The organism is Haloechinothrix aidingensis (assembly GCF_013450155.1).
GTDB classification, from domain to species: domain Bacteria; phylum Actinomycetota; class Actinomycetes; order Mycobacteriales; family Pseudonocardiaceae; genus Haloechinothrix; species Haloechinothrix aidingensis.
The window spans coordinates 52,531-68,875 of record NZ_JACCKD010000002.1 but is presented as its reverse complement, the minus strand read 5'-3'; the positions used below and the strand labels follow the sequence as shown (position 1 = coordinate 68,875).

Genomic DNA, 16,345 nt, shown 5'->3' with positions numbered 1-16,345 from the left:
ACGATCCAGCACACCGATGATGGAGGGTTACCATGCCTACGAAAGCCTTCGTGAACCTGCCGGTCAAGGACCTGACGAAGTCGGTCGCGTTCTTCACCGAGCTGGGTTTCGAGTTCGATCCGAAGTTCACCGACGACAACGCCACCTGCATGATCGTCAACGACGGTGTCGCGGTGATGCTGCTGGTCGAGGAGTTCTTCGGCAACTTCACCAGCAAGAAGCCCTGCGACACCGGCACGCACGCCGAGGCGATCATCGCGCTGTCCGCGGGCAGCAGGGACGAGGTGGACAGCCTGGTCGACCGCGCGCTGAGCGCGGGCGGGAGTCCGTCGAACGAGCCGATGGACATGGAAGGCATGTACGGGCGCAGCTTCCAGGACGTCGACGGGCACAACTGGGAAGTCATGTACATGGACCCGAGCGTGATGGGGCAGTAGGCCGCGCGGGAACGGTCGCGCCCGGCCCTATCGCCGGGCGAGGCGCGACCGGCGGTGGGCGGCCATCCGGACAGGGGCGTTGACCGAGCCGTAGCCCGCGTAACCGCCGACGCGCTGGACGACCTCGAAGAACACCCGCGAGCCGAGCATCTCGGTGTAGAGATGGAAGAACGCACCGTGCTCGTCCTGGTCGTAGAGCACGTCGCAGGCGCGCATCCGCGCGATCAGGTCGGGGTCGAGCGCCAGCCGGGCGTCGAGGTCGTCGTAGTAGTTGTCCGGGACCGGAAGGATCTCGCCACCGCGCTCGCGCATCGCCAGGGCGGTGCCGAAGATGTCGTCGGTGGCGAACGCGATGTGCTGCGGGTCGGGAACGCCCGGTGCCCACTCGCCCCGGCGCAGCAGCGTGCTGTTCAGCGCGATCCGGACGCTGCGCTCGTCGTCGGTCATGGCTCTGCTGCGCATCAGCCCGAACGGCGCCGCGTACTCGGTGTCGTGGTGCGGCTCGAGACCGAGCACCGACCGGTAGAACAGGCTTGCCTCGTCGAACCAGTCGAACGGCTGGGTCAGCGCGACATGGTCGGTGCGGGTCAGGCCCGTTCCGCCTGCGGGCTCGGTGCCGGTGAGGATGAAGTCGGACAGCCAGCCGGTGTGGTCCTCCGCGCCGGAGCGGCAGAAGAACACGGCCGTGCCGTCCGGCGCGGCCACCGACGACAGGTCGGCCTCCGCGGTCCCTCGCGTGCGCGGCAGCACCGGGGCGAGCAACGCCTCCGCCCTGCGGGCGGAGCTCGCCGGGTCGACGCTGTCCACGGCCAACGCGCGTACCTCGGCGATTCCGCCCGGCTCGTCGCCCGCGCCGACGGTATTGAGCAGCACCCGCGCGGTGCCCTGCTGCCAGAGCTGCACCGGCTTGGACCGGTGCTGGCCCCTGTGCGCGAAGCCCATCGTGGCCAGCGTCCGCTCCACCCGTGCCGCAGAGTGTGCGTCCACGCCCAGCTCGGTGAAGGCGTGGCCGGTCAGCTCCGGCGCGACGGGCAGCGCCCCGGCAGCCTGCCCGGCAGCCTGCCCGGCAGCGGGCCCGGTCGCGGTCGCTTCCGCCGGTCGTGCCGCGGCCCGCTCGGTCGTTGCAGCGCGATGACGGTGTTCGACCGCCTCGTCGAGGGTGCGCAGCGAGCGCATCGCGTCCACGGCCGTGCGGTTGGGGTCGGACTGGCGGAAGACGTCGTTGAACACCTCGAGCGACAGCGGACCGGAGTAGCCGGTGTCCAGCACGTCCCGCAGGAAGGTGGCCAGGTCGAAAGCCCCCTGGCCGGGGAACAGCCGGTGGTGCCTGCTCCACTGCAGCACGTCCATGGACAGCTGCGGCGCGTCGGCCAGCTGCAGGAAGAACAGCTTCTCGCCGGGGATCCCGGCGATGCCTGCCGGGGAGGGCTCGCGGGACAGCACGTGGAAGCTGTCCAGGCACAACCCGAGCGCGGGATGGTCGCCGCGCCGGACGACATCCCAGGAACGTGCCCATGTGTCGACGAAGCGCCCCCACGCCAGCGCCTCGTAGGCGATCCGGATCCCGCGCCGCGCGGCGCGCTCGGCCAGGGTGCGTAGCTGTGTGGCGGCCAGCTCGTCGTCATCGACAGCGTGCGGCGATACGGTCGAGCACACCAGCATGGTCGAGGTACCGAGCCGCTCCATGACGTCGAACTTGCGCTCGGCCCGCCGGAGACCGCCGTGCAACCGGTCCTCGTCGACGGCCTCGAAGTCCCGGAACGGCTGGTACAGCTCGATCGACAGGCCGAGGTCCGCGCACAGCCTGCCTACTTCCTCCGGTGAGGCGGGGGAGGCGATGAGGTCGTTCTCGAAGATCTCCACCCCGTCGAATCCCGCCGCGGCCGCGGCGGCCAGCTTGTCCTCCAGCGTGCCGGACAAACATACGGTGGCGATGCTCGTGCGTATGGCACCACGGTGCGGGTGGGCGCGTGTCATGGCCATGCCGGTTCCTCCTGCGCTCCTTGCTGCGAGTGGTCCGCCTGCTCCGCGGTCCCGGGGATCGGCACAGGGGCGCCGGTGCGGGCTGCCTCCGCGATCGCCTGGGTCGCTCGCAGGGTGCGCACGCCGTCCCTGCCGGTGACAAGGGGCGGTGTACCGGCGCGGAGTACGGCGTGGAAATGGTCGAGCTGGGCTCGCAGCGGGTCGCGGCGTGGTACCTCGACCGCCGTCGTGTGGAACGGCTCGGTCCAGCCGGGTCGCCGCTGGTAGGTCGTCAGCCGCATGGTGGGGATGGCGAGCGATCCACGGGTTCCGGTGAGGATGTAGCAGTCCTCGTCGCCTGCGTGCGCGTAGCCGGGGTTCTCCCCGGAGGTCTGCTCCCAGCTTCGTACCGACGCGGCGGTGTCGGACAGCAGGAACGTCCCGAGCGCGCCGCTGGCGAAGCGGAGACTGATCGCGACGGTGTCCTCGACCGCGAAGCCTCGGGTGCTCGTCGAGGCGGTGGCCTGTACCTCGGCGATCTCCCCGTACAGCGCGCGCAGAGCGTCGACCTCGTGAATCATGTTGATCAGGATGGGGCCACCACCGGGTTCGCGACGCCACGGCGCGGCTTCGAAGTAGCCGTCCGGTTTGTAGAACATCGCGCTGCCCATGAGGGTTACGGGGTCACCGAGCGTTCCGTGCGCCACGATCTCCCGCGCGGTGGCCAGGACGGGGCTGTGCCGCCGGTGGTGGCCCACCAGTAGCGGGACGCCCGCTGCGGACGCGACCGTGACCAGCCTCTCGGCGTCGGCGACGTTGTCGGCGATGGGTTTTTCCACCAGCACCGGCACGCCGGCTGTGACACACTCCATGGCGCAGTCGACGTGCGTGGTGTTCGGTGTGGCGACGACGGCACCGTCCGGACGGGATACGGAGAACGCCTCGACCAGTGATGCGTACCGCGGTACACCTGCCTGCTCGGCGAGGTAGCCTGCGGCCGGGTCGGGATCGATGATCGCCGCGAGCCTGCACGCCGGGTGCTCCCGCACGAGCTCGATGTGCGTGCGGCCGATCAGCCCGGCGCCGACAACGGCTATGGCAACGCTATCCATTGTGGTCATTTCCGATACCGCCTCGCTGGCATGTGGACGAACGTCTCGGGTAGTACTGCACGGCGTCCGTGCTGAGGCGAACCGGATGGCCGTGGGGAGCCCGGAAGCCGTTCGAGCTCCCCACGGCCGGGCCGGCGGAGGATCAGGACGTGGCCTCGCGTGTCTTCTTGTAGAACTCGAGCTGCTCGCCGTCGAGGTTGTCCAGGAAGTACTCCTCGGTCTTCTCCCGGAACGCTTCACGGTCGACATCGTCGACGATCTCGACGTCACCGCCCTGCTCCCATTCCTGGACGATCTCGTCCTCGTCCTCCTCGATGCACTGCCGGTTCTCCTGCCGTGTCTCGTGCACGGCCGTGGCGAGGGCGTCCTGCTGCTCGCCCGAGAGCTCCTGCCAGCGGTCCTCCGAGATCACGATCATCTGCGAGCCGGTCTGGTGGCCACTCATGCTGACGTGGCTCTGCACCTCGTCGAAGCTCTTCTCGGCGATCGTCGGGATCGGGTTCTCCTGCCCGTCGATGACGCCTTGCTGCAGGCTGACGTAGACCTCCTCGAAGGCCACCGGCGTGGCATCGGCGCCCATCGCCTCGGCGTTGGACAGGTAGATGGGCGAGTCGGGGAACCGCAGCCGCAGCCCCTCGAGGTCGTCGGGCGTGCGGATCGGCGCGTTGGCGCTGAAGTGCCGCATCCCGAAGTACCATGTGTCCAGCACCCGGGCGCCGGTCTCCCGCTGGAAGCTCTCGAAGACCTCGTCGGCCGCCCCGCCGTCGACGACGTCGAACAGGTGATCCGGCCCGTCTATGGCGTAGGCCATGTCGAACACGCCGATCGGAGCGTATGTGGAGGCGAGCGCGGACGATCCCTGCACGTCCATGTCGACATCGCCGGACATCACCGAGCTGAACCGCTCGTCGTCGGCGCCGAGTTGGCTGTCCGGGAAGGTCTCGATCTCCACGCCGACGTCCTTCTCGGCGACCTTCTCGGCGACCCGCTCGATCCCGCAGCGCGTGTGGGGATGGTTGCTGGTATAGCTGTTGGCGAACGACAGGGTCACGGACCCGTCCGTGCCGCCGGTGCCGTCACCACCCGCCGAGTTGCAGGCGGCGGCCAGCAGGGCTGTGGCGGGCAGGACGGCCAGGAGCCGGAGCTGCTTGCCTTTGGTGCTGTGTAGCATCGTTGTCTCCTTACGGTGACGGGCGGTACCGGGTCGGCCGCCCTCTCGTTGGACCGTCACAAGCCGAGTGCGTGAGGTAGGCCCAATACGACGGATGGGACGAACGTGACGAGCAGCAGCACGGCCACCAGGGGGATCAGGAACGGCGCCGTGCCGCGGAAGACCTCGTGTACCGGGGTGTCGGTCACCGGGCTCATCACGTAGAGAACCATTCCGATCGGCGGGGTCAGCAGTCCGATCATCAGGTTCAGGATCACGATGACGCCGAAATGCAGTGGATCGACGCCGAACTGGACGGCGATCGGCAACAGGATCGGTACCGTGATCACCAGAGCCGAGGTACCTTCCAGGACCGATCCGATCAGGATCAGCAGGACGTTCACGATGAGCAGGAAGACGATCTGGTTGTCGGTGATGCCCAGCATCGCCTCGGCGATCGCCTGCGGGACTTGCTCGCGGGCAAGGATCCAGCCGAGCAGCCCGGACGCGGCGATGATCAGCGTGATGGACGCCGTGGTGGTGGCGGTGTCGCGCACGATCGAGCCGAGGTCGCGCAGGCTCAGCTTGCGGTAGGCCAGCCCGAGCACCAGGACGTAGGCGGCGGCGACGGCGGCCGCCTCGGTGGGGGTGAACAGCCCGCCGAGGATCCCGCCGAGAATGATGACGGGCGCGCCGAGCGGGCCGAGTACGTGCAGGGCAGCCCTGCGGAACCGCCGCCAGGCGAAGGGCTCCCCGTGCAGCCCGGTCTGGTGGCGCGACCAGATGAACACGGCCATCGCCAGGCCGGTAGCCATCAGCGCCGCGGGCACGATCGATGCGGCGAACAGCGCGCCGGTGGACACCGCGGCGACGGAGGCATAGATGATCGCCGGGATGCTGGGAGGCATGACCGGGCCGATCACGCTGGACGCGGCTGTCAGGCCAACCGCGAACTTCCGCGGGTAGTTGTTGCGCACCATCGCGGGAACCTCGACCTTGCCGAGGCCCGCCGCGTCGGCCAGTGCCGACCCGCTCATCCAGGAGAAGCCGAGGCTGACGCCGATGTTGACGTAGCCGAGACTGGCCCGGACCCTGCCGACGGTGGCCAGGGCGAACTCGAACAGCCGCTCGGCGATGCCCGTGTGGTTGGCGATGACACCGACGAGGATGAACAGCGGTACCGCCAGCAACGGGAAGCTGTCCACCGCCTCGGTCACCATGCGCAGGCTCAACCCGGTCGACTGGCCCCCGGCGATCATGTAGGCGAGGCAGGGACCGAGGATGGCGAAAGCGGCCGGAACTCGCAGCACCAGCAGCGAGGCGATGCCCAGCGCGAGCAGTATCATGCTCATCTCGCTTGCCCTCCTTCCCAGCCGCCTGCCTGTTCGCCGTTACCGGCGCCGGGGGCGACGATCGCGACCAGCGCGCGGACTGCCGTGAGCACGAGCCCGATCAGCGGGATCAGGTAGAGCCACTTGACCGGCATGCCCAGGCCCGGTGACGTCTGCAGCGGGGGTAGCCGCAGCAGTTCGAATGCCTCGTAGGCGAACCCGGCGCACACCGCGGCGATGACCAGGTTCGCGACGATCGTCACGAACCGCAGCGCGCCTGCGGGCACGGAATGGTCGATCAACTTCAAGGTGATGTGGCTGTCGTGGCCCATCAGGTAGCCGGCCACCGCGAAGGTCAGCCACACCAGGCTGAACCGGGCCAGCTCGCCTGCCCAGATCCAGCTGTCCATGGGAAGGTAGCGCTGAAGCGCCTGGACCAGCATGAGCGCGAAGACGAGCACGACCAGTGCGCTGCCGAGGATCTGCTCGCCGAGCGCGACCCAGCGCAAGACCGCGAAGTGCCGGCCGGGGCGCCCTGCGGGACCGTCCGGTTCGTGCTTCATGCGGCCTCCTCTTGCCAGGACGACAGGTCGATCCAGGACTTGCCGGGTGCCTCGCGGGCCTGGGCGAACGCCGTGCCTGCGTGCTCGGGGTGTGCACCGGCCTGGAGAACCTGCTCCGGGGCCACCGACCCGTCGGCGACGGCCGCGACCGTGGCGGAGAAATCGGTGGGGTGGTCGTAGATGAGCGAGCCCACGATGGTCACCTGCCGCTGCACCAGCTCGCGGGTGGACACCGACACGGGGGTCCGGCTCATGCCGATCATCACCACCGTCCCGCCGCCCGCGACCGCTCGCAGCGAGGTCTCCCAGGCGGCAGGCACCCCCGCGGTGTCGAACACCATCGGGAACGGCTCCACGTCCGCGGCCTCGGCGCGCTTGGCTCCGAGACGTTCGGCCAGCTCCAGCCTGCCCTCGTGCGGTTCGGTGACCGACACCTGTGCTCCCGCTGCGAGCAGGGTCTGGCAGGTGAACAGCCCTTGCGAACCCGCCCCGACGACCAGGCACCGGTCACCGGGGGTTACTCCGGAGCGGCGCACGGCCGTGCGGGCGACGGCCAGCGGCTCGGTGCAGCCCAGCGCCCCATCGGCAACGGCGGCCGGGACGGGCCAGGCGAAGCGCGCCGGTACGGCGACCCGTTCGGCGAGCAGGCCCGGGTGGTTCATCCCGACGACGCGCCGGTTGCCGCACGCCGAGGTCCGGCCGTTGCGGCAGGCTGGACAGTCGAAGCAGCAGTAGTTCGGCTCGATGACCACGCGCTGCCCGACGTGCCGGTCGACGACCGCGGATCCGGTCGCGACGATCTCTCCGCCGCCCTCGTGTCCCATCACCCAGGGCAGCGACGGTACGGCCCGGTCGCCGTCGTAGACGCTGAGGTCCGAACCGCACAACCCGACGGCCCGGATCGCGACGACCACCTCGTCCGGGCCCGGTTCGGGATCCGGCCAGTCGTCCACGAGAGCCACTGCCTGGGGCTCGGTCAACACGATGGCGCGCATTCGCCTGCTACCTCGCAACGCTTCGTCCGTGGTCAGCGGGGTGATCGCTGACACAACTGCGTGGTTCATTCAGACGGTAAGCTGTTGTCGCAACTACGGCAAGCGGTTGCCAAAAGTTGCCACGGCGAGTAGAAAGAACCGGGGAACTATCCTGCGGATCATGTGCGGGTCGGAGGCCGGTTATGGCACGGGATGAGCGGAAGCGACCGACGATCTACGACGTCGCGCGGGAAGCGGAGCTGGCCCCGTCGACGGTCTCGCGGGCGCTGTCCAACCCGGGCCGGGTGAGCTCACGGACACGCGAACACGTGCTCGCGGTAGCGGACCGGCTCGGGTACCAGGTCAACTCGCTGGCGAGTGCGTTGCCGTCCGGTCGGACGCACACGGTCGCGCTGTTCGTATCGGACATCACCAACCCGCACTTCTTCGGGATCATCCGGGGCGCGGAGCACCAGGCGCGGGCGGCCGGGTGCACGCTCATCCTCGGAGACACCGAGGAGTCACCGGAGGTGGAAGCCAGGAACATCGAACGGCTCGGCGGCTCGGTGGACGGCTTCGTGGTCGCGGCGAGCCGGATGACCGACGAGGACATCGAAGAGCTCGCCGGCAAGCACAGCGTCGCCCTCATCAGCAGGCAGCTGGCAGGCCTGCCGAGCGTCATCGTGGACCATGTGGACGGTACCCGGGAGATCGTCGAACATCTCTCCGCGCTCGGGCACGAGTCGCTCGTCTATCTCGCGGGCCCGCGCAGGGCATGGCTGACCGACCAGCGCTGGCGCGGCCTCGCGCAGGCCGCGCGGCAGGTGGGGATGTCGGCGAGACGGCTCGGCCCGTTCCAGCCGACCATGCGGGCAGGTGCGAACGCGGCCGACGTCGCGCTGGGCTCCGGGGCGACGGCGGCGGTCGCGCACAACGACCTGATGGCGATCGGGATGTTGCGCCGGGTCGCGGAACGCGGCATGCGCGTGCCGGACGACCTCAGCGTCGTCGGGTTCGACGACATATTCGGATCCGACTTCTCCTCGCCAGCGCTGACCACGCTCGGCGGGCCGTTCGAAGAGGTCGGGCGGCTGGCTGTGGACTCGTTGCTGGGGATGCGGGAGAAGTCGCGCGAAGCCCGGCGCGCGGAGCAGATCGTCCTGCCGTCACACCTGGTGATCCGTGGCTCGACAGGGAAGGCTCCTGCGCGGTAGCCGACGGCGCGGGAGCGCGCACCGCCACAGGGCGTATCGCGGTGGTCCGCGCTCCCAGGCCCTGCGATCCGCGCTCGCGGCGATCACGACGAACGCTTCAGCCGCCCGCGGCCGCGCCTCCCGCTGCGCCGGCGGCGACCGCCGTCGTGATCGCGGCGAGCGCGGCACGGACGGCTTCGGAAGCCCAGTCCCCCTCGGCGATCTCGCCGGCCCGTCGCTTGGCGGCCTTGCGGTGCTGCTTGTCCACCACCCGGGATATCATGCCGCCCGCGGACAGCAGCGCGATCAGGGCCGCGGTGCGCTCGTCGGGGTCGGCTCCGGTGACGAGCACCTCGTGGAGGCGTTGCCGGATGGCGTGCTCGTGGTGGGGTTCCTCGGCGGGCCAGCGCCGCACCGGGATGATCCCGGCGACGGCGCGCTTCTCCTCGCGTAGCACGCCCCGTTCGGTGAGGGCGGCCCGCACCGTGCGCGCCAGCTTCCTGTGCAGCCCGGCGACCGCGTCGCGTGGCACACGGCCGTCGTACTTCACGGCCTTACGATGTGCCGTGTCCAGCACGGCGTCACCGGTCGGCGCCGCATCGGCGTGCACCCGCAACCGCGTCGATCGCTTCTTCGTGCCCTTCTCGGTGATGTCGACACAGCCGTGCCGCGCCAGATCGACCAGCACGGCTCCCGCGAGCAGGTACTCCAGGTTCATGAACCCTCGTTGCCGTCCACTCTCACCGTCGTAGGCGAGAAGTAGCAGTTCTTCGGCGAGTAACACGGACGTCAGGTTACCGCCGGCGCGCCTGTGCCGCAGGCCGCCCGTGTGGCACTCGCGGCACGGCGGGCGGCCGTGCACCCGGTCCGGGTGGGACGATCGGTGCTCCGAACGATCAGGACACCGGTACGCGAGGAGGTGAGTCATGGGCGGGACGGCACTGGTCACCGGCGGAACGGGCGGTCTGGGCGCCGCGGTGACGGGGGAGTTGCTGCGCCAGGGCTGGAGGGTCGTGGTGCCGTGGAACTCACCCGGGTCCGCGGAGCGCCTGGACGAACACACGAACCTCGAGCTGATCGAGGCCGACCTGTTCGAGGAAGGCGACGCTGCGACGGTGGCCGAGCGCGCCGCGGCTGATGCGGACGCCCCGTTGCGCGCGGTGGTCAACCTGGTAGGCGGCTTCGCCATGGGAGGCAGGGTGCACGAGGCTCCGGTCGCCGACTTCGAACAACAGCTGCGCCTGAACCTGCGCCCGACGTACCTTGCCTCGCAGGCCGCGCTCCCGTACCTGATCGACAGTGGGGGCGGCGCGGTCGTGTGTGTGTCGAGCAAGGCCGCCCTCAAGCCCTTTCCGGGGGGCGTGGGTTACGTGACGTCGAAGGCGGCCCTGCTGGCCTTCGTCGACACGCTCGCCGTGGAGTACAAGGGAAAGGGCATCCGGAGCAACGCCGTGCTGCCGGGCATGATCGACACTCCGGCGAACCGCGCGGGGCAGCCGGACGCCGACCGCAGTAACTGGACCGCGCCGGAGGATATCGCCTCGGTGATCGCGTTCCTGTGCGCGGGAGACTCCACGGTCGTCAACGGAGCGCACGTTCCGGTCTAGCGTGCCTGTGCGGCATGCCGGGTACCGGGCGCCGCGGCGGCCACACCGCCCGGCTGTGCCTACCCTTCCGGTGTCCCGCCTGCCCGGACGTCCACGATGGGCAACCGGAGCGCGGCCGGGGCGTGCGTCGGTACGGCAGGCCGGGCAGGCGGCACCGGGTGGAGGCGCCGGTAGGCCGATCCGAGGCGCGGCCGCGGGTCCGGCCCGGACCGGTTCGGCCAGAACGCCATCGCGCGCTCGGCCTGGGCTGTGATGGTCAGCGACGGGTTGACCCCGAGGTTCGCCGAGATGGTCGAGCCGTCCACCACGTGCAGCCCCGGATGCCCGTACACCCGGTGCCACGGGTCGATCACACCGGTTTCCGGGGAGTCACCGATGGCGCATCCGCCGATGAAGTGGGCGGTCATCGGGACGTTGGCGATGTCGCCGAGCTGTCCGCCAGGGGTGCCCCCGATCTTCTCGGCGATCCGCCGGGTGGCCTCGTTGCCGACGGGGATCCAGGTCGGGTTGGGCTGTCCGTGCCCCTGCTTCGAGGTGAGCCGGTAGCGACCGAACCGGGTCCGCCTTCCGGAGACGGTGATCGAGTTGTCCAGCGACTGCATCACCAGCACGATGATCGTCTTCTCCGACCAGCGCCGGACGGACAGCCAGCGGAGCTGCCGGGGGTTGCCGAGCATCTCCTTGAGCCAGGTGACCCAGCGGGGGTGGCGCTTACCGCCGTCGGTGAGCGCCGTCTGCAGCAGGCCCATGGCGTTGCTGCCCTTGCCGTAACGCACCGGTTCGACATGGGTGTGCTCGTCGGGATGGAAGGACGACGTGATCGCGATACCGGTGCTGTAGTCGACATCGGAGCCCCGGGCACGGGCCCCCATGATGGCCTCGGAGTTGGTCCGGGTCAGTGTGCCCAGCTTCGCCGAGATGCCTGGCAGGGATCCGCTGTCGCGCATGCGGTGCAGCAGCTTCTGGGTGTTGTAGGTTCCGGCCGCGAAGACGACCTGTTCGGCCGTGAAGTTGCGGCGGTCCCGCGATCGCTTACCGGAACGCCCGGTGACCACCGTCTCCACCACGTATCCTTCGTCGCGGCGCGGGCGCACCTCGGTGACGGTGGTCAGCGGGTGAACCTGCGCCCCGTTCTGCTCTGCCAGGTACAGGTAGTTCTTGTCCAGCGTGTTCTTCGCGTTGTGCCGGCATCCGGTCATGCATGAACCGCAGGAGACACAGCTCGACCGCGGCGGTCCGGCACCGCCGAAGAACGGGTCGGCGACCTCGGTCCCCGGTCGCGTTCCCGGCCCGCCGAAGTACACGCCTACCGGGGTGTGGTGGAACGTCTCACCTGCCCCCATGTCCTCGGCGACCTCGCCGAGGACCCGGTCCGCGTCGGTGTGCAGCGGGTTCTCCACGACGCCCAGCATGCGCTCGGCCTGGTCGAAGAAGGGGGCGAGCTCGTCGCGCCAGTCGGTGATGTGCCGCCATTGCGGATCGTCGTAGAACGGCGGCAGCGGCTTGTACAGCGTGTTCGCGTATACCAGCGAACCTCCGCCGACGCCGGCGGCTGCCATGATCACCGCATCCTGTAGCAGATGGATCCGTTGCAGCCCGTAGCAGCCGAGCCGCGGTGCCCACAGAAAGCGCCGCAGGTTCCACGAGGTCTTCGGGTAGGTGGTCTCGTCGAAGCGCCTGCCGGCTTCCAGCACGCCGACCCGGTAGCCCTTCTCGGTCAGTCGAAGCGCGCTGACCGAGCCGCCGAAGCCGGAACCGATGATCAGGACGTCGTAGTCGTAGCCGTTGTCGCTCATGCTCCCGCCGATCGCGTCGTCGATGTGGGTCACGGTAGGCGCCGGGTAGCGGCTGGTCACAGGTGCGAACGCGCCAGAGAGTTACTATGTCCGGCCAGGAGACGGTTCCCGCGAGCGGAGAGTGGCCGATGGTGCGGTGGGATGTGCGGCGACCGGCCGCGAGCGCGCTGCTGCTCACCAAGCTCGGCGCGGAGTACGGCGTTGCCACGCGGACCTGCCTGCGCGGCAGCGGCGTCACCGCCGAGCAGCTGGAGGATCCGTCGACCGAGCTCACCGCGGCGCAGGAGCTGGCCATTACCCGTAACCTGCTGGACGCGCTCGGGCACCCGGAGGGGCTGGGGTTGCGTGCGGGCGCGCGCTATCACCTCACCACCCACGGCATCTGGGGGTTCGCGCTGATCAGCAGCCCGACGTTGCGCAGCGCCATCGATGTGGGCCTGCGTTTCCTCGACCTGACCTACTCGTACTGCCGGATCGAGGTGCGCGAAGGGGAGCGGGGACTGCTGCTGGTGCTCGCGGCGCCGGATGTCCCCGGCGACCTGCGACGGTTCGCGGTGGAGCGGGACGTGGCCGCCATCCGGACGCTGCAGTCCGACCTGCTGGCCGAGCCGGTAGCGCTGCACGGCGTACGGTTCGCGTTCCCGCCACCGGCGGGCGCGGTGGACCGCTACACGGAGCTGTGCGGCGTACGCCCCGAGTTCGGCGTCGCGGAGAACGTCGTCGAGATCGACCCCGATCTGCTGGACGCACCGCTACCGCAGGCCGACGAGCACACCGCCGCGCTGATGCGGCAGCAGTGCCGTGAGCTGCTCGAGCGGAGGCAGCAACGGGCGGGTCTGGCCGGACGCGTCCGCGAGCACGTGCTCACCCGGATGAGCAGCCCGCCGGGTCGTGCCGAGGTGGCCGCTGCGCTGCACATCAGCGAGCGGACGCTACACCGGCGACTCGCCGAGGAAGGCACGTCCTATCGGGATGTGCTGAACGACGCTCGCGCGGAGCTGGCCGAGGACCTGCTGCTGACGGCGGGACTTCCGGTGGCCGAGGTCGCCAGGAGGTTGGGCTATGTCGAGGTGACCAGCTTCTCGCAGGCCTTCCGGCGATGGAAGGGAGTCGGACCCCGTAGCTTCCGGGGCGGTCCCGCGCCCCGGAAGGGGCTGTGAGCGGCGCGAATACAATTTTCGATTCGGGATAGTGCGTAATGGGCAACGGTTGCGTATTTATCACCGTACGATTGTGCTTCGCGAGTCGAGAGATCATTTCGCGGTGAGAACGGTCACCGCCGCGGCCTGACGATTTCACTCCGTTCGGCACGGCGGCCGAGTAATCTGCCGGCAGGGGCGGGCAGGGTGACCAGGATCACCGTGACATATTACTCGACGCGACGTCGTGCCCGGAAAAACCCCAGTTGAGTGGGGTCGGAGAGGGAGGTCGCGGCGGCGGAGCCGGGGTGCGCGGTGAGTGATGTGCGCGGCCAACCGGGCCGGAATTGGCTCGTTCAGAGTAGTTTCCCCTGACCGCGAGAGTTACTATTTTCTCCACGTGGGTCCCGTCCACTCATCTCGACAGCGCGGTCGTGGGTGAGCTTGCGATAGGCTCCCTGGAGCGTTTGGTGAACTGCCGTGATCGACGTCGACAGGACACAATTGTCGACAGGAGGGAAACCCAAGTACGACATGAACACCATCGCACTCGAACTCGTGCCGCCTGACCTCGACGGCGGTGTGGACAAGGCTGTCGAGGAAGGTCGCAAGGTGGCGGAGAACGCCCGCGCCACCGGGATGACCGAGCGCATCAAGCACCTGATGATCCCGGGCATCATCGCCGAGGACGACGACCGCCCGGTCGAGATCAGGCCGAAGATGGACACGCTCGACTTCTGGAACACGGTGCGGCCGGAGATCGGCGATGTGCAGGGCCTGTGTACTCAGGTGACCGCCTTCCACGACAAGCCCCAGCTCACCGACCGGTTGCAGAACCTGGTTGACGCCGGTATGGACGGCATCACCTTCGTCGGTGTGCCCCGCACGCTCGCCGATGGCCAGGGTCCGGGGGTGGCCCCGACGGACGCGTTGAGCGAGTTCCAGGACATCGTCGACAACCGCGGCGTGATCCTGATCCCGACCCGGGAAGGCGAGCAGGGTCGTTTCAACTTCAAGTGCGAGCGCGGCGCCACCTACGCGATGACGCAGCTGCTGTACTCGGACGCCATCGTCGACTTCCTCAGCGACTTCGCCAAGGAGACACCGCATCGGCCCGAGATCCTGCTGTCCTTCGGCTTCGTGCCGTCCGTGGAGAGCCGCATGAAGCTGATCGACTGGCTTATCCAGGACCCGGGCAACAGCGCCGTCGAGCAGGAACAGAAGCTCGTCGCGCAGATCGCCGAGCGCTCCTTCGACGAGCGCAAGCAGTTCCTTGTGGACCTGTACAAGCGCATCATCGACGGGGTCTACGACCTCGGCTTCCCGCTCAGCGTGCATCTCGAGGCGCCGTACGGCTACTCCAAGCCGGCCTTCGAGACCTTCGCGGAGATGCTCGACTACTGGGAGCCGAGCCCGAACGGCTCCTGAGCCGCGAGCCGTTACTGCATCCAGGGTCTCTGGTCCGACCGCCGTGCGCGGCCCCGTCTGCCGGACGGCGGCCGGACCAACCGCTGGTGTGTTTCCAGCTCTGGTCCGGCCGCTGGAGGGGTGTTCCGGCAGTCGCGACCTCCTCGGGGAGGCCCCGTCTGCCGGACGCGGCCGGACCAACCGCTGTTGTGTTTCCAGCTCTGGTCCGGCCGCTGGAGGGGTGTTCCGGCAGTCGCGACCTCCTCGGGGAGGCCCCGTCTGCCGGACGCGGCCGGACCAACCGCTGGTACACGCCGCCGGGTCGTCTGATTGGCTTGCGCGATGAATGCGTTGTCCGATCTCGTGATCGCCGATTTCTCCCGCGTGCTCGCTGCCCCGTACGCGACGATGCTGCTCGCCGATATGGGCGCCGATGTGATCAAGGTCGAGCATCCGGACAGAGGGGACGAGACACGCGGCTGGGGGCCTCCGTTCGCCGGGCAGGAAGCCACCTACTTCCTCTCGGTCAACCGCAACAAGCGCTCCCTCGGACTCGACCTCGCGGACCCGATGGACAACCGGCGCGCTCACGAGCTCGTGCGCAGGGCGGATGTGGTGGTGGAGAACTTCAGGCCCGGCACCATGGCCAAGTACGACCTGGACTACGAGCAGGTCAGCGAGAGCAACCCGGGTGTGGTGTACTGCTCGATCACCGGATTCGGTTCGGCCGAGGGGGCCGACCTGCCCGGCTACGACCTCCTCGTGCAGGCCGTCGGCGGGCTGATGAGCGTGACCGGGCAGGAGCCGGGTCAGCCCGTGAAAACGGGCGTCGCAGTCGTGGACGTGCTCACCGGCCTGCACGCGATGACCGGGATCCTCGCCGCGCTCCGTCATCGTGACGCCACCGGCCAGGGGCAGCTGGTCGAGGTGAACCTGCTGACCTCGTTGCTGTCCGGGCTGGTCAACCAGAGCGCGGGATACACCCTCGCGGGGGCCGTACCCGGGATCATGGGTAACCGGCACCCGTCCATCGCACCGTACGAGGTGTTCGCCACGGCGGATGTCCCGATGGTGCTGGCCGTCGGGAACGACCGGCAGTTCGCGACGCTGTGCGACGGTATCGACATGCCGGACCTCGCCCGCGATCACCGGTTCACCACGAACGCCGACCGGGTCGCGCACGTCGAGGATCTCGGGGAGCTGCTGACCAGGCGCCTGCGGCAACGCACCGCGAAGGAGTGGTTCGACCTGCTGACCCCGCTGGGAGTGCCGTGCGGGCCGGTGAACGACGTGGCGGGCGCCTTCGCGCTCGCGGACGATCTCGGCCTGCGCTCGCGCGCGACGATCGGTCCCGCGGGTGAGGCCGGGGATGACGCTACCGAGTTCGTGGCCAACCCGATCTCGCTGTCGGCGACGCCGCCCGGATACCGGGCGCGCCCACCCCACCTCGGGGAGCACACCGCGGAGATTCTCGCCTGGCTCGACGGCGACGAGGGGCGCTGACCCCGCCCAGCCGTCAGAACGGTGGGTCGGTGCCGCTGGGTTCGGGTGGTGCGGTTGGTGGGTGTTGTTGTGTGGTGTAGCGGCGTCCGGTGGGGGTGGTGATGGTGCTGGTGTCGCTGGTGGGGTTGTGGTGGAGGGTCCAGTGGGGGTGGTCTTTGAGTCGGTGGTGCC

Annotated in this window: 14 protein-coding genes; 6 read left to right on the top strand and 8 right to left on the bottom strand. The window is 69.2% G+C overall.

What is annotated here, in order from left to right; all coding sequences use genetic code 11:
• Positions 1–32: 32 nt before the first annotated feature.
• On the top strand, positions 33–437 hold the full coding sequence (locus H0B56_RS04880; RefSeq protein WP_180891752.1) for a VOC family protein: 405 nt from the start codon (positions 33–35) through the stop codon (positions 435–437).
• A 27-nt stretch (positions 438–464) separates the two neighbouring features.
• Here the strand turns inward: H0B56_RS04880 and H0B56_RS04875 are convergent, their stop codons facing one another.
• The 6 genes from H0B56_RS04875 to H0B56_RS04850 form a co-directional block, all read right to left on the bottom strand.
• Positions 465–2,420: a bifunctional sugar phosphate isomerase/epimerase/4-hydroxyphenylpyruvate dioxygenase family protein gene (locus tag H0B56_RS04875; RefSeq protein WP_180891751.1), complete on the bottom strand. Its 1,956-nt coding sequence runs from the start codon at positions 2,418–2,420 to the stop codon at positions 465–467.
• A complete protein-coding gene (locus H0B56_RS04870) occupies positions 2,411–3,520 on the bottom strand; it encodes a Gfo/Idh/MocA family protein (protein WP_246360901.1) in 1,110 nt (369 codons plus the stop codon). Before H0B56_RS04870 ends, H0B56_RS04875 begins: the two co-directional genes overlap by 10 nt.
• Positions 3,521–3,653: 133 nt before the next feature.
• A complete protein-coding gene (locus tag H0B56_RS04865) occupies positions 3,654–4,682 on the bottom strand; it encodes a DctP family TRAP transporter solute-binding subunit (RefSeq protein WP_180891750.1) in 1,029 nt (342 codons plus the stop codon).
• 56 nt (positions 4,683–4,738) lie between these two features.
• Positions 4,739–6,013 (bottom strand): TRAP transporter large permease, encoded by a 1,275-nt coding sequence (locus H0B56_RS04860; RefSeq protein ID WP_180891749.1) that lies wholly within the window; start codon positions 6,011–6,013, stop codon positions 4,739–4,741.
• Entirely contained in the window at positions 6,010–6,555 is a 546-nt protein-coding gene (locus H0B56_RS04855; RefSeq protein WP_180891748.1) for a TRAP transporter small permease, read from the bottom strand. The genes H0B56_RS04860 and H0B56_RS04855 overlap by 4 nt, the downstream gene beginning before the upstream one ends.
• Positions 6,552–7,619, bottom strand: coding sequence for a zinc-dependent alcohol dehydrogenase (locus H0B56_RS04850; RefSeq protein ID WP_246360900.1), 1,068 nt, complete (start codon positions 7,617–7,619; stop codon positions 6,552–6,554). Before H0B56_RS04850 ends, H0B56_RS04855 begins: the two co-directional genes overlap by 4 nt.
• A 113-nt stretch (positions 7,620–7,732) precedes the next feature.
• Here H0B56_RS04850 and H0B56_RS04845 point away from each other — a divergent pair, with 113 nt between their 5' ends.
• The gene (locus H0B56_RS04845) at positions 7,733–8,743 is read left to right on the top strand and encodes a LacI family DNA-binding transcriptional regulator (protein WP_180891747.1); all 1,011 of its coding nucleotides are present in this window, start codon (positions 7,733–7,735) and stop codon (positions 8,741–8,743) included.
• Positions 8,744–8,840: 97 nt separating this feature from the next.
• Here H0B56_RS04845 and H0B56_RS04840 read toward each other — a convergent pair whose 3' ends face one another.
• On the bottom strand, positions 8,841–9,506 hold the full coding sequence (locus H0B56_RS04840) for a GPP34 family phosphoprotein (protein ID WP_180891746.1): 666 nt from the start codon (positions 9,504–9,506) through the stop codon (positions 8,841–8,843).
• 142 nt (positions 9,507–9,648) lie between these two features.
• Here H0B56_RS04840 and H0B56_RS04835 point away from each other — a divergent pair, with 142 nt between their 5' ends.
• Positions 9,649–10,329, top strand: a complete 681-nt coding sequence (locus H0B56_RS04835; protein ID WP_180891745.1) for an SDR family NAD(P)-dependent oxidoreductase — start codon at positions 9,649–9,651, stop codon at positions 10,327–10,329.
• Between the two features lie 59 nt (positions 10,330–10,388).
• On the opposite strand, the gene H0B56_RS04830 is transcribed toward H0B56_RS04835, so the two are convergent.
• Positions 10,389–12,125: a GMC oxidoreductase gene (locus H0B56_RS04830; RefSeq protein ID WP_180892327.1), complete on the bottom strand. Its 1,737-nt coding sequence runs from the start codon at positions 12,123–12,125 to the stop codon at positions 10,389–10,391.
• A gap of 86 nt (positions 12,126–12,211) precedes the next feature.
• Here H0B56_RS04830 and H0B56_RS04825 point away from each other — a divergent pair, with 86 nt between their 5' ends.
• The 3 genes from H0B56_RS04825 to H0B56_RS04815 all read left to right on the top strand — a co-directional run bounded on the left by H0B56_RS04825 (position 12,212) and on the right by H0B56_RS04815 (position 16,174).
• A complete protein-coding gene (locus H0B56_RS04825; RefSeq protein WP_246360899.1) occupies positions 12,212–13,285 on the top strand; it encodes an AraC family transcriptional regulator in 1,074 nt (357 codons plus the stop codon).
• Between the two features lie 513 nt (positions 13,286–13,798).
• Positions 13,799–14,692, top strand: a complete 894-nt coding sequence (locus tag H0B56_RS04820) for a mycobacterial-type methylenetetrahydrofolate reductase (RefSeq protein WP_180891744.1) — start codon at positions 13,799–13,801, stop codon at positions 14,690–14,692.
• 321 nt (positions 14,693–15,013) lie between these two features.
• Entirely contained in the window at positions 15,014–16,174 is a 1,161-nt protein-coding gene (locus H0B56_RS04815) for a CaiB/BaiF CoA transferase family protein (protein WP_180891743.1), read from the top strand.
• The last annotated feature ends 171 nt before the right edge of the window (positions 16,175–16,345 follow it).